This window comes from Bacillus sp. SIMBA_005 (genome assembly GCF_046535585.1).
GTDB lineage: Bacteria > Bacillota > Bacilli > Bacillales > Bacillaceae > Bacillus > Bacillus pumilus.
Map to the genome: position 1 here is coordinate 306,122 of NZ_JAWRWI010000001.1, position 13,160 is coordinate 319,281.

Genomic DNA, 13,160 nt, shown 5'->3' on the forward strand with positions numbered 1-13,160 from the left:
AAACTAGAGGGGGCAGAAAAAATGAATAATCTATCGACAATGAGCAGCTTATCTAAAGAAGAGATTTTACAGCTGATTGAAGAAGCAACGGCTCTCAAAAAAGGGAAACAAGAGCTTGGCTTAGCGGGAGAATTTGTAGCAAACCTCTTCTTTGAACCAAGCACAAGAACACGATTTAGCTTCGAAGTCGCTGAAAAGAAACTGGGGATGAATGTACTGAACTTAGATGCGGCAAGCACCTCCGTCCAAAAAGGCGAAACATTATACGATACGGTAAAAACGCTCGAATCCATTGGCGTGAAAGCATGTGTGATCAGAGACAGCACTGATGAATACTACAACGAGCTAATCGGGAAGGTTGGGATTCCCATCATCAATGCTGGAGATGGCTGCGGGCAGCACCCGACCCAATCACTGCTTGATTTAATGACCATCTATGAAGAGTTTGGCTGCTTTGAGGGCTTAACGATTTCGATTCATGGAGACATCAAGCACAGCAGAGTGGCAAGGTCGAATGCTGAAGTACTCTCAAGGCTCGGAGCGACAGTCCTTTTCTCAGGGCCTGCTTCCTTCCAAGATGAGCAAAATCCTCACGGAACGTATGTCCAAGTAGACGAAGCCATTAGACAATCTGATGTGGTGATGCTGCTTAGAATCCAGCATGAACGGCACGCTGAAAAAATGGGCAATGAAGATTACTTATCGACTTATGGATTAACGGTAAACAGGGCAAACAACATGAAAGAACGAGCCATTATCATGCATCCAGCGCCAGTAAATAGAGGTGTGGAGATAGATGATTCTTTAGTGGAATCAAAGCAGTCACGAATTTTCAAGCAAATGGAAAATGGCGTTTATGTCCGAATGGCGGTATTAAAAAGAGCTTTTCAAAATAGCAGACTACATCAAAAAGGGAGAGATTCTGTCTATGTCGTATCTCATTAAAAACGGTTTTATCTTAACAAGCACAGGTGAAAAAGTGCAGCAGGATATTAGGGTAGAAGGAGAAGTGATTCAAGCGATTGGTCACTTAGAAAGAGAAGACGGAGAAGAGGTCATTGATGCTAAAGGGCTATTTGTTTCACCAGGCTTAATTGATCTGCATGTACATTTAAGAGAGCCAGGCGGAGAGAAAAAGGAAACGATTGAAACAGGTTCTAAAGCAGCAGCAAGAGGTGGCTATACAACGATCGCAGCGATGCCTAATACACGTCCAGTTCCAGATACAAAAGAGCAAATGGAATGGCTCATGAATCGGATCGAAGAGACTTCTTCTGTCAGAGTACTGCCATATGCCTCCATCACAACTAGACAAATTGGGGAAGAGATGACAGACTTTGCAGCACTAAAAGAAGCAGGCGCCTTCGCTTTCACAGATGACGGAGTAGGCATCCAAACAGCAGGCATGATGTACGAAGCGATGAAAAAGGCGGCAAGCCTTGATCAAGCAATTGTGGCACACTGTGAAGATAACTCGCTTATTTACGGCGGATGCGTTCATGAAGGAGAGTTTTCAAAAGCAAATGAATTAAACGGAATACCGTCCATTTGTGAATCGGTGCATATTGCAAGAGATGTTCTTTTAGCAGAAGCAGCGAACTGTCATTATCATGTATGTCATATCAGTACAAAAGAATCTGTGCGAGTCGTTCGCGATGCAAAAAAAGCAGGCATCCGTGTGACGGCAGAGGTGTCACCGCATCACCTGCTCTTATGTGATGCAGACATCCCAGGGCTTGATACGAACTATAAAATGAACCCGCCGCTCAGAGGAAAAGAGGATCGCGAGGCACTCATCGAGGGACTGTTAGATGGAACGATTGATTTCATCGCAACAGACCATGCGCCGCATACAGAAGAAGAAAAGAACGAAACGATGCAGCGCGCACCTTTTGGAATAGTCGGGCTTGAAACAGCGTTCCCGCTTCTGTATACACGATTTGTCAAAACGGGCGAATGGACATTAAAAGAACTCGTTGATTATATGACGATCAAGCCAGCAGAAGCTTTCTCCCTTCCTTATGGAAAGCTGGAAGAAGGACAAACAGCTGATATGACACTCATTGATTTAAACAAAGAAAAGGCAATCGATAAAAAGAGCTTCTTATCTAAAGGACAAAATACACCGTTTGACAAATTGACTGTATCAGGATGGCCGGTCATGACACTTGCATCTGGGAAAGTCGTGTATGAAGAGGGGAGACTAGTAAAATGAAGAGACGCTTAGTGCTAGAAAACGGAACAGTATTCGAAGGAACAGGCTTTGGCAGCTTAGAATCATCAGTCGGAGAAGTTGTCTTTAATACAGGGATGACAGGCTATCAAGAAATTTTGTCTGATCCATCATACTGCGGACAAATTGTCACACTCACTTATCCGCTTATCGGCAACTACGGCATTAACCGTGATGATTTTGAATCGATCACACCGTTTGTAAAAGGGCTGATTGTGAAGGAGCTTTGTGAAAAGCCCTCAAACTGGCGCTCTTCATACTCGCTCGATGAGTATTTGAAAATGAAAAACATTCCAGGGCTTAGCGGAATCGATACACGAAAGCTGACGAGAATGATTCGAAGTGCAGGAACGTTAAGAGGGGCATTTGCAGGACCGGATGAAGAAGTAGAAGACGTGGTTCACCGCCTTCAAACAATGCAGCTGCCAACTGATCAAGTGAGTCAAGTTTCTGTGAAAAATGCGTACCCAAGCCCAGGAAGAGGAAAAAGAATTGTCCTTGTCGATTTCGGCATGAAGCACGGCATTTTGCGTGAGCTCAATAAAAGGGACTGTGATGTCATCGTGGTGCCGTACAATATCACGGCAGATGAAGTCCTGCAGTTAAAGCCTGATGGAATCATGCTTTCAAACGGTCCTGGGGATCCTGTTGATGTACCAGAAGCAGTCGAGATGATTCAGCAATTGATTGGAAAGGTTCCGCTCTTTGGCATTTGCCTTGGACATCAATTATTCGCACTTGCATGCGGCGCAAGTACTGAAAAAATGAAATTCGGTCACAGAGGATCGAATCACCCAGTGAAAGAACTAGCAACCGGCAAGGTGACACTGACATCTCAAAACCACGGCTACACAGTTAGTGCCATTAACGAGGATGTGCTCGAAGTCACACATATCGCCCTAAACGACAATACAATTGAAGGATTAAAACATAAAGAAGCACCAGCATTCACTGTCCAGTACCACCCAGAAGCATCACCTGGTCCAGAAGATGCCAACTACTTATTCGACCAGTTCATGGACATGATTCATACAACTGAGAAAGAAGGGGAAGAAGTATGCCAAAACGCGTAGACATCAAAAAGATTTTAGTCATCGGATCAGGTCCAATCATCATCGGTCAGGCAGCAGAGTTTGACTATGCAGGCACACAGGCTTGCTTAGCACTAAAAGAAGAAGGCTATGAAGTCGTACTTGTGAATTCCAATCCAGCGACCATCATGACAGATACAGAAATGGCCGATAAGGTATACATCGAACCACTGACACCAGAATTCTTAACACGAATCATTCGAAAAGAACGTCCTGATGCGATTTTGCCAACACTTGGCGGACAAACTGGATTGAACCTTGCTGTTGAATTATCAGACCTTGGCGTATTAGCTGAATGCGGTGTTGAAGTACTCGGTACAAAGCTGTCAGCTATTCAAAAAGCAGAAGACAGAGATCTATTCCGTAATTTGATGAATGAACTAAATGAGCCTGTACCAGAAAGTGAAATCATCCATAACCTCGAAGAAGCGATGGCGTTTACGAACCAAATCGGTTTCCCTGTCATTGTGAGACCAGCTTATACATTAGGCGGAACAGGCGGCGGAATTTGTACAAACGAGCAAGAGCTGAAGGAAATCGTCGAAAATGGTTTGAAGCTAAGCCCAGTCACACAATGCTTACTTGAAAAAAGTATTGCAGGCTTTAAAGAAATTGAATATGAAGTCATGCGTGATAGCGGTGATCATGCGATCGTTGTTTGTAACATGGAAAACTTTGATCCAGTCGGTATCCACACAGGTGACAGTATCGTTGTGGCGCCAAGCCAAACGTTAAGTGACCGTGAATATCAGCTGCTTCGCAATGTGTCGCTCAAGCTGATCCGGGCACTTGGTATTGAAGGGGGATGTAACGTACAGCTGGCAATTGATCCAGACAGCTTTCAATACTATATCATCGAAGTAAACCCGCGCGTGAGTCGTTCTTCTGCACTTGCGTCGAAAGCAACTGGTTATCCAATTGCCAAACTTGCAGCGAAAATTGCTGTCGGCTTAACGCTCGATGAAATGATGAACCCTGTCACAGGTAAAACCTATGCTGCCTTCGAACCGGCACTTGACTATATTGTGTCTAAAATTCCGCGTTGGCCGTTTGATAAATTCGAATCTGCCAACAGACGTCTTGGCACGCAAATGAAAGCAACGGGTGAAGTAATGGCGATCGGCCGTACATTAGAAGAGTCTCTTCTAAAGGCTGTCCGTTCACTTGAAGCTGATGTGCATCACATTGAATTAAAAGATGAAGCAGATATCACAAACGAAGTGCTTGAAAAGCGGATTATCAAGGCGGGAGACGAACGATTATTCTATATCGCCGAGGCGCTTAGAAGAGGCTATACGGTTGAACAGATACATGAATTCTCAAAAATTGATTACTTCTTCCTTCATAAGCTGGAAGGCATCATCGCTTTTGAAAAGACATTAAAAGAAAACAAAGGCAATAGAGCCGTATTAAAAGAAGCGAAAGAAAAAGGCTTCTCAGACATCTATATTAGCCGCGAGTGGAATATGAAAGAAGCGGATGTCTACACGCTAAGACAAGAAGCAGGCATCGTACCTGTTTACAAAATGGTAGATACTTGTGCAGCTGAATTTGAATCAGAGACGCCATATTTCTACAGCACATATGAAGATGAAAATGAATCAGAACGTACAGACAAGAAAAGCGTCATCGTATTAGGCTCAGGTCCTATCAGAATCGGTCAAGGAGTAGAATTTGATTATGCGACCGTTCATTCTGTGTGGGCAATTAAACAAGCAGGGTATGAAGCAATTATTATTAACAACAACCCTGAAACGGTCTCAACAGACTTTAGTATTTCAGACAAGCTCTACTTTGAACCACTTACTGTAGAAGATGTGATGCACATCATCGACCTTGAAAAACCAGAAGGTGTTGTCGTTCAGTTTGGCGGACAAACAGCAATTAACTTAGCCGACGAATTATCAAATAGAGGGGTTAAGATTCTTGGAACTTCCCTTGAAGATCTTGATCGCGCGGAAAACCGAGACAAGTTTGAACAAACATTAGAAGCACTTGGCGTGCCGCAGCCTAAAGGGAAAACAGCTACATCTGTGCCAGAAGCTGTAGCGATTGCCAATCAGATCGGCTACCCAGTCCTTGTCCGCCCTTCCTATGTATTAGGCGGTCGCGCAATGGAAATCGTTTATCAAGAAGCTGAGCTTCTTCACTACATGGAGAATGCAGTGAAAGTCAATCCGCAGCACCCAGTGCTCATTGACAAGTATTTGACAGGAAAAGAAATCGAAGTAGATGCCGTGTCTGATGGCGAAACTGTCGTGATCCCAGGCATTATGGAACACATTGAAAGAGCTGGAGTTCACTCTGGTGACTCGATTGCGGTTTACCCGCCGCAAACATTGTCTGAAGAGATCAAAGCGAAGATCGCAGAATACACGATCAAGCTTGCAAAAGGACTCAACATTATTGGGCTGCTAAACATTCAATTTGTTCTCTCAAAAGGTGAAGTGTTCGTACTTGAAGTGAACCCGCGTTCAAGCCGGACAGTACCTTTCTTAAGTAAAATCACAGGCATCCCGATGGCAAACCTGGCGACAAAGGTCATTTTAGGAGAAAAACTGAAAAACTATGGCTACGAAGAAGGACTTCACACAGAGCAAGAAGGGGTGTACGTCAAAGTTCCAGTCTTCTCTTTTGCGAAACTAAGAAGAGTCGATATTACACTCGGACCTGAAATGAAATCAACAGGTGAAGTCATGGGGAAAGATGTCACAATCGAAAAAGCTCTTTACAAAGGATTAATTGCATCAGGCATTCAAATTCCTAAAGATGGGACAGTTCTTCTGACAGTTGCTGATAAGGATAAAGAAGAAGGACTTGAGATTGCGAGAAGATTCCATTCAATCGGCTACCATATTTTAGCGACAGAAGGAACAGCGAATTACTTAAAACAAGCCTCCATCCCATCAAGTGTTGTCGGCAAAATAGGAGAAGAAGGCAAAAATCTTCTCGATGTCATTCGAAACGGGGAAGCCCAATTTGTCATCAACACTCTGACAAAAGGAAAACAGCCGGCAAGAGACGGCTTTAGAATCAGACGTGAAGCTGTTGAAAATGGCGTAGCTTGCTTAACGTCGCTAGATACAGCAGAAGCGATTTTAAGAGTACTAGAAAGCATGACATTTAGAGCGGACGAAATGCCAGAAGTGAAAACGAATGCTGAGGTGACGGTAACGATATGAAAAAAGCATACTTGACGGTCGTCTCAAATCGAGAGATCGCTGATCATATTTACGAAATGACATTAAAAGGTGACCTTGTGGACTCCTTTCAAACGGCTGGACAATTTCTTCATATCAAGGTCAGTGAGTCCATGACACCGCTGCTGAGAAGACCGATCAGTATTGCCAATATTCATGCCGAGAAACAAGAAGCAACCATCATCTATCGCGCAGAGGGAGAGGGCACAAAGCTCCTTTCCCAAAAGCGGGATGGGGAATCCGTTGATGTATTAGGGCCGCTTGGCAACGGATATGATCCTTCAGTTGTTCAGCCAGGTCAGACAGCGTTACTAGTCGGCGGCGGGATTGGAGTACCGCCTTTATATGAGCTGTCCAAGCGTTTAACGAAAAAAGGCGTCATCGTCAAGCATGTCCTTGGCTTTCAATCGAAAAAGAATATATTTTACGAGGAGAAATTCCAAGCACTCGGAGATACATTTATTGCAACAGTTGATGGGACATATGGCGCAAAGGGCTTCGTGACAAGTGTTATTGAAGAGAATGATTTGAGTTTTGATGTCATGCTTTCTTGCGGGCCGACCCCTATGTTAAAAGCAATAAAAGACTCTTACCCCGATAAGCCTGTCTACATTTCAATGGAAGAGCGAATGGGCTGCGGAATTGGTGCTTGCTTTGCATGTGTTTGTCATACAGACCAGCACGAAAAAGCTTACGTCAAAGTCTGTCTGGACGGACCTGTATTTAAAGCAGAGGAGGTGGCATTGTCATGCTAAACGTTGAGTTACCAGGCTTATCTTTAAAGAATCCAATTATTCCGGCGTCAGGCTGCTTTGGATTCGGAAGAGAATTTGCTTCATTATACGACTTATCCGTGCTTGGCGGTATCATGATCAAAGCCACAACCTTAGAACCGAGATTTGGCAACCCGACACCAAGGGTAGCGGAGACAGGTGCCGGGATGCTCAATGCCATCGGTCTTCAAAATCCTGGCCTAAAAGGCGTGCTTGAAAATGAATTGCCTTGGCTTGAGCAGTTTGATACGCCTATTATTGCAAACGTCGCTGGCTCACAGGTCGATGATTATGTTGAAGTAGCGAAGCAGATCAGCCAAGCAAAAAATGTCCATGCCCTTGAACTGAATATCTCGTGTCCAAATGTCAAAACAGGCGGAATTGCCTTTGGTACAGATCCTCAAATGGCAGCAGCATTGACAAAAGCGGTGAAGGACGTGTCCTCCGTTCCTGTCTATGTCAAACTGTCTCCTAACGTAGCCAATATTGTGGAGATTGCTCAAGCGATTGAATCTGCTGGAGCGGATGGACTCACGATGATTAACACGTTAATCGGTATGCGTTTAGATTTAAAAACGGGGAAACCGATTCTTGCCAATAAAACAGGCGGATTATCAGGCCCTGCGGTCAAACCTGTTGCTGTGCGCATGGTACATGAGGTCAGTCAAGCAGTGTCTATCCCGATTATCGGAATGGGCGGGGTGCAAAATGCTGAAGACGTACTTGAATTTTTACTAGCAGGAGCGAGTGCAGTAGCTGTTGGCACAGCCAATTTTGTGAACCCATTTATTTGCCCAGAAATCATTGAAGAACTGCCAAAAGTATTATCAGCCTATGGGTATTCATCTGTAGAGGAATGTATCGGAAGGAGCTGGAAACATGAAGCACTTGCCCATCATCGCGCTTGATTTTCCATCAGGGCAGGAGGCGCTCGCCTTTTTAGAACCCTTTGAAGGGACACCGTTATTTGTGAAGGTCGGCATGGAGCTGTTTTACCAAGAAGGACCTGTCATCCTTGAGGCGCTTAAAGAAAAAAATTGCCACATTTTCCTCGATCTCAAATTACATGACATTCCAACAACGGTGAAAAAAGCAATGAACCGGCTTGCCGCACTTGGCGTTGATCTAGTTAATGTACATGCTGCTGGCGGGAAACAGATGATGCAAGCTGCGTTAGAAGGGCTTGAAAGCGGAACGCCTGCTGGACAAAAACGTCCGGGCATTATTGCTGTGACTCAGCTGACGAGTACATCTGAAGACATGATGAGAAGCGAATTACTCATAGACCGTCCGCTGCAAGAGACTGTTATTCGGTACGGTCAATTGGCATATGAAAGTGGACTAGACGGTGTTGTTTGCTCTGTTCATGAATCCAAAGCCCTTCATGAGCACATCTCACCTGACTTCCTCACTGTTACGCCAGGGATTCGTTTACTAAATGATCAAACCGATGATCAAACCGATGATCAAAAGCGTGTGGCAACCCCTGCTTATGCAAAAGAGCAAGGTGTTTCACAAATTGTTGTCGGAAGGTCAATCACAAAAGCTGAAAAACCATTGGAAGCCTATCATCAAATTTTGAAAGAGTGGGAGTGACTGCCAGATGAAAACAAAAATCGCTAAACACCTATTACAAATCAAAGCGGTCTCATTGAAACCAGACGAACCGTTTACATGGGCAAGCGGTATCAAATCACCGATCTATTGTGACAATCGTCTCACCTTGTCCTATCCAGAAGTCAGACACGACATTGCTGAAGGTCTTAAAGAGTTGATTCTCACTCATTTTGAGGGAGCAGAGGTGATTGCTGGTACTGCAACAGCAGGCATCCCGCATGCGGCTTTAGCGGCAGACCGTCTGAACGTCCCGATGTGTTATGTCAGAAGTAAACCAAAAGCACATGGAAAAGGAAATCAAATTGAAGGTGCCGTATCAAAAGGTCAAAAGGTGGTTGTCGTAGAAGATCTGATTTCAACAGGAGGCAGTGTGCTTGAAGTGGTCGCTGCTCTTCAAGAAGCGGGCTGTGACGTACTAGGCGTTGCTGCAATCTTCACATACGGTCTGCCAAAAGCTGCGGCAGCATTCCAAGAGAAAAACATTCCATATGTCACCCTAACAGACTATGACACCCTGACAGACGTGGCACTTGAGCTGAAAGCGATTGAGCCTTCTGCTATGAATAAATTGAAACGCTGGAGACAAGATCCTTCCTCTGAATCTTGGATGGAAGAAACCGTCTAAAAAGCTGCGCCTCTCCGCACAGCTTTCAGCGTGTAGACAAACCCTCGCATTCTTTGTCAGGACTACGTGCCAGTGCTCACGAATGTTTAATTCGCTCCGCTCTGGTACTCGTCTTTCCTAGACTGCAAAGGTTTTCTATCACGCTGAATACAATCTGAAGCTGCGCGAACCCGCACAGCTTTTTTATTTGGTGAAAATAGTAAAATAGACTCAAATTTAAATAAAAACTAATCCTATCAATAAAGTCGGGTTGACTTTTGTTTGAATTGTGTTAATATTTAAGACAAATTAAAACACTTATCCAGAGAGGTGGAGGGACTGGCCCGATGAAGCCCGGCAACCTGCGATTTGCAAGGTGCTACATCCTGCAAAATGATTCTATTTTGAAAGATAAGGAAATCGTGAGCTTCCTCATCTTTCTTTCGGACTGAAAGGGAGTTTTTTTATTTTAACGGTGAGGAGGAAGTGAGAGCAAAAGCAGGATGAAGACTTAATTGAAGCCTATGCAGAAACTGATTGGGGATATGATTCAGTTTAGTTACACTGATTGTTCAGGACGGTCAAGTGATTCAAGTGGAAGAAGACAGAAAAAATTCAGTTGACGTATTGCGGAGAGTAGTGATACTCCGGAAGGGGAGAAACAATGTTAACTTATGAGAATTGGCAAGAGCCGTCCATTACATTTCAAGAAGACGATTTGTATAAAGGGGCCTTATCTGTGCTGAAATGGGCATATGGTCATTATGGTGATCAGCTCGTATATGCATGTAGTTTTGGTATTGAAGGCATCGTCCTCGTTGATTTGATTGCGAAAGTAAAAAAGGATGCAAGAATTGTCTTTTTAGATACAGGTCTGCATTTTAAGGAAACGTATGACACAATTGATGCGGTAAAGGAAAGATACCCAGGTTTAGATATTGTGCTGAAAACCCCTGAGCTGACGGTTGAGGAGCAAAACGAGCAGCATGGTGATCAACTATGGAAAACGGACCCTCAAAGCTGCTGCCATATGCGTAAGGTCATTCCTTTGCAAGAAGCATTATCAGGCTATCCGGCATGGCTTTCTGGCTTACGAAGAGAGCAGTCACCTAAGCGAGCAGGGACGAACTTTTTAAATAAGGATGAAAAATTCAAATCAGTGAAAGTATGTCCGCTTATCCACTGGACGTGGAAGGACATATGGAGATATGCATCTAGAGAGGAACTTACTTATAATCCGCTGCATGATCAAGGATATCCAAGTATCGGCTGTGCGCCGTGTACACAGCCAGCATTTACTGCCGAGGATCTGCGGTCTGGCAGATGGTCAGGCACAGCTAAGACTGAGTGCGGATTACATGAGTAAGGGAGCATAATGTATGGAAATTGCCGCAATTTTATTTAGTTTATTTTTCGCGCTAAACATTGGCGCAAGTGGTGCAGCTGCTTCAATGGGCATCGCATACGGATCAGGTGCGATTCGAAAGCCGATCTATGCACTCAGTGTATGTGCAGTTGGGATTTTAGCAGGTTCAGTCATTGGCGGCGGTGAGGTCGTCAAAACCATCAGCTCTGGCATTATGCCTGAATCCGTCATTACACTTGAAATTGTATGTATTATTATTGGTTCTGCTGCATTATCGCTCTTTATAGCGAATTTGATGGCTATCCCTTTATCAACGAGTGAGGTGACAGTAGGTGCTGTCGTTGGAGTGGCGGTCGCGTATAAAGTATTGTATGTGAAATCCATTTTAGTCATCGTGTCCTTTTGGGTCATCATTCCTATTGTTGCATTTCTTTTTACATTCATTGTAGTCAAAATCATCAGAATGTTCCCGAAACGAACCTTTTCAAAAAAAGGCACTTTGATTTTATTGATAATTTTGATCATCAGTGGATTTCTAGAAGCATTTTCTGCTGGGATGAACAATGTCGCAAATGCTGTAGGCCCCCTTGTTGCTTCAGGCATTTTATCCGTTGGGCAAGGAACGCTTTACGGCGGACTTTTCGTTGCACTGGGTGCTCTTTTATTAGGAAGAAGGGTGCTGGAAACAAACGGAAAGAAAATCACCCGCTATCAAACGGGCGAAGGGATATTGCTTTCCGGTACCGGTGCTGGACTTGTCATCGTCAGCTCTATTTTTGGGCTGCCAGTTCCACTTACCCAAATCACCTCCTCGTCTATCATTGGACTTGGCATGGCAAAAGGTGGACCTAATATTTTTCATAAACATGTGGTGAAAAAAATGCTGAAAGTGTGGGTAGTATCACCCTTTTTATCACTTAGTCTATCGTATTTGCTAGTGAGCCTTTTCTTAAAAGGTGACTATTACTCTATTTTTATCATGATGAGTGTACTGCTTGCCTCACTTGGTGCGCTAAGTTTGATGAAGGCAGTCAAAAATGAAAGCAGCTCGATTCATGAACAGGGCGGCGGGATTTAATGTTAAATCCGACTATTAACATCTACTAAATATGAACATTGAGAGGAAGATACAAATGAGTTTAACACCACATGGTGGCGTATTAATTAATCGAGTAAATGAAGAATATGATCTCAGCACGGCTGCAAAGGAAATTGAACTAGATGCTATCTCTTTTGCAGACCTTGAACTCATAGCAATTGGTGGGTATAGTCCAATTGAGGGGTTTTTAACAAAAGCTGATTATGAATCTGTTGTGAGCAGTATGCGGCTAGCAAGTGGTGTCGTTTGGTCTCTTCCTATTACATTGCCAGTGACAAAGGAAAAGGCAGGGGAAATCCATCAAGGCGATATTGTGCGTCTATCGTATAATGGAACTGTATATGGCGTGATTGAAGTAGAGGATCAATACACACCAGATAAGGAAAAAGAAGCGGTGAATGTGTATAAAACTGATGACCGCAATCATCCAGGTGTGAAAAAATTATTTGAACGCGGTGACACATACATTGGTGGTAAAATCACACTGACGAAACGCAGCGAAAAACCATTCCCTCAATTTACGTATGAGCCGGAAGAAACAAGACGTCATTTTAAAGAGAACGGCTGGAAAACGATTGTTGGTTTCCAAACGAGAAACCCTGTTCACCGTGCCCATGAATATATTCAAAAGACAGCACTTGAAACCGTCGATGGATTATTTTTAAATCCACTTGTCGGTGAAACAAAATCAGACGATATTCCGGCAGACGTGAGAATGAAAAGCTATCAAGTGTTATTGAACGGTTATTACCCTAAGGATCGCGTCTTTTTAGGTGTTTTTCCTGCGGCAATGCGTTATGCTGGACCAAAGGAAGCAATCTTTCACGCGCTTGTCCGTAAAAATTACGGCTGTACTCACTTTATTGTCGGAAGAGATCATGCAGGTGTTGGTGATTATTACGGCACATATGAGGCGCAGGAGTTATTTGAACAGTTTACAAGCGAAGAAATTGGTATTACCCCGTTAAAATTTGAACATAGCTTCTACTGTAATACATGTGAAGCAATGGCAACGCCAAAAACATGTCCTCACGATAAAAGCGAGCATGTCATTCTTTCAGGTACAAAGGTTCGAACGATGCTCAGAAACGGAGAATTACCGCCAAGCACGTTCAGCCGAAAAGAGGTCATTGAAACATTAATCGAAGGATTAAAAACGACGGTATCTTAATGGGAG

Annotated in this window: 11 protein-coding genes, 1 pseudogene and 1 riboswitch; all 12 genes and pseudogenes read left to right on the top strand. The window is 43.8% G+C overall.

What is annotated here, in order from left to right; genetic code table 11:
* The first annotated feature begins 21 nt into the window (after positions 1-21).
* The 12 genes and pseudogenes from SB660_RS01685 to sat all read left to right on the top strand — a co-directional run bounded on the left by SB660_RS01685 (position 22) and on the right by sat (position 13,154).
* A complete protein-coding gene (locus SB660_RS01685) occupies positions 22-945 on the top strand; it encodes an aspartate carbamoyltransferase catalytic subunit (protein WP_058014038.1) in 924 nt (307 codons plus the stop codon).
* Positions 929-2,215 carry a dihydroorotase gene (locus tag SB660_RS01690; protein WP_410581063.1) on the top strand — a complete coding sequence of 429 codons (1,287 nt, stop codon included), beginning with the start codon at positions 929-931 and terminating at the stop codon, positions 2,213-2,215. The genes SB660_RS01685 and SB660_RS01690 overlap by 17 nt, the downstream gene beginning before the upstream one ends.
* Positions 2,212-3,306 carry a carbamoyl phosphate synthase small subunit gene (locus tag SB660_RS01695; RefSeq protein WP_169056485.1) on the top strand — a complete coding sequence of 365 codons (1,095 nt, stop codon included), beginning with the start codon at positions 2,212-2,214 and terminating at the stop codon, positions 3,304-3,306. Before SB660_RS01690 ends, SB660_RS01695 begins: the two co-directional genes overlap by 4 nt.
* The gene (gene carB / locus SB660_RS01700) at positions 3,291-6,506 is read left to right on the top strand and encodes a carbamoyl-phosphate synthase (glutamine-hydrolyzing) large subunit (protein WP_144462081.1); all 3,216 of its coding nucleotides are present in this window, start codon (positions 3,291-3,293) and stop codon (positions 6,504-6,506) included. Before SB660_RS01695 ends, carB begins: the two co-directional genes overlap by 16 nt.
* Positions 6,503-7,279 (top strand): dihydroorotate dehydrogenase electron transfer subunit, encoded by a 777-nt coding sequence (locus SB660_RS01705; RefSeq protein WP_410581065.1) that lies wholly within the window; start codon positions 6,503-6,505, stop codon positions 7,277-7,279. Before carB ends, SB660_RS01705 begins: the two co-directional genes overlap by 4 nt.
* Positions 7,273-8,205 carry a dihydroorotate dehydrogenase gene (locus tag SB660_RS01710; protein WP_058014033.1) on the top strand — a complete coding sequence of 311 codons (933 nt, stop codon included), beginning with the start codon at positions 7,273-7,275 and terminating at the stop codon, positions 8,203-8,205. The genes SB660_RS01705 and SB660_RS01710 overlap by 7 nt, the downstream gene beginning before the upstream one ends.
* Positions 8,177-8,893: an orotidine-5'-phosphate decarboxylase gene (pyrF, locus tag SB660_RS01715; RefSeq protein WP_410581068.1), complete on the top strand. Its 717-nt coding sequence runs from the start codon at positions 8,177-8,179 to the stop codon at positions 8,891-8,893. The genes SB660_RS01710 and pyrF overlap by 29 nt, the downstream gene beginning before the upstream one ends.
* A 7-nt stretch (positions 8,894-8,900) precedes the next feature.
* The gene (gene pyrE, locus SB660_RS01720) at positions 8,901-9,539 is read left to right on the top strand and encodes an orotate phosphoribosyltransferase (protein ID WP_044141967.1); all 639 of its coding nucleotides are present in this window, start codon (positions 8,901-8,903) and stop codon (positions 9,537-9,539) included.
* A gap of 294 nt (positions 9,540-9,833) precedes the next feature.
* A riboswitch (SAM riboswitch) is annotated at positions 9,834-9,936 on the top strand.
* A gap of 140 nt (positions 9,937-10,076) precedes the next feature.
* A pseudogene (locus SB660_RS01725) lies at positions 10,077-10,196 on the top strand (DUF2292 domain-containing protein); the annotation flags it as partial.
* Complete coding sequence (locus SB660_RS01730) at positions 10,183-10,884, top strand: phosphoadenylyl-sulfate reductase (RefSeq protein ID WP_410581070.1); 702 nt, start codon at positions 10,183-10,185, stop codon at positions 10,882-10,884. The pseudogene SB660_RS01725 and the gene SB660_RS01730, both read left to right, overlap by 14 nt.
* Before the next feature lie 13 nt (positions 10,885-10,897).
* Positions 10,898-11,962 (top strand): sulfate permease, encoded by a 1,065-nt coding sequence (gene cysP, locus SB660_RS01735; protein WP_410581072.1) that lies wholly within the window; start codon positions 10,898-10,900, stop codon positions 11,960-11,962.
* Between the two features lie 55 nt (positions 11,963-12,017).
* Entirely contained in the window at positions 12,018-13,154 is a 1,137-nt protein-coding gene (sat, locus tag SB660_RS01740; RefSeq protein WP_058014030.1) for a sulfate adenylyltransferase, read from the top strand.
* The last annotated feature ends 6 nt before the right edge of the window (positions 13,155-13,160 follow it).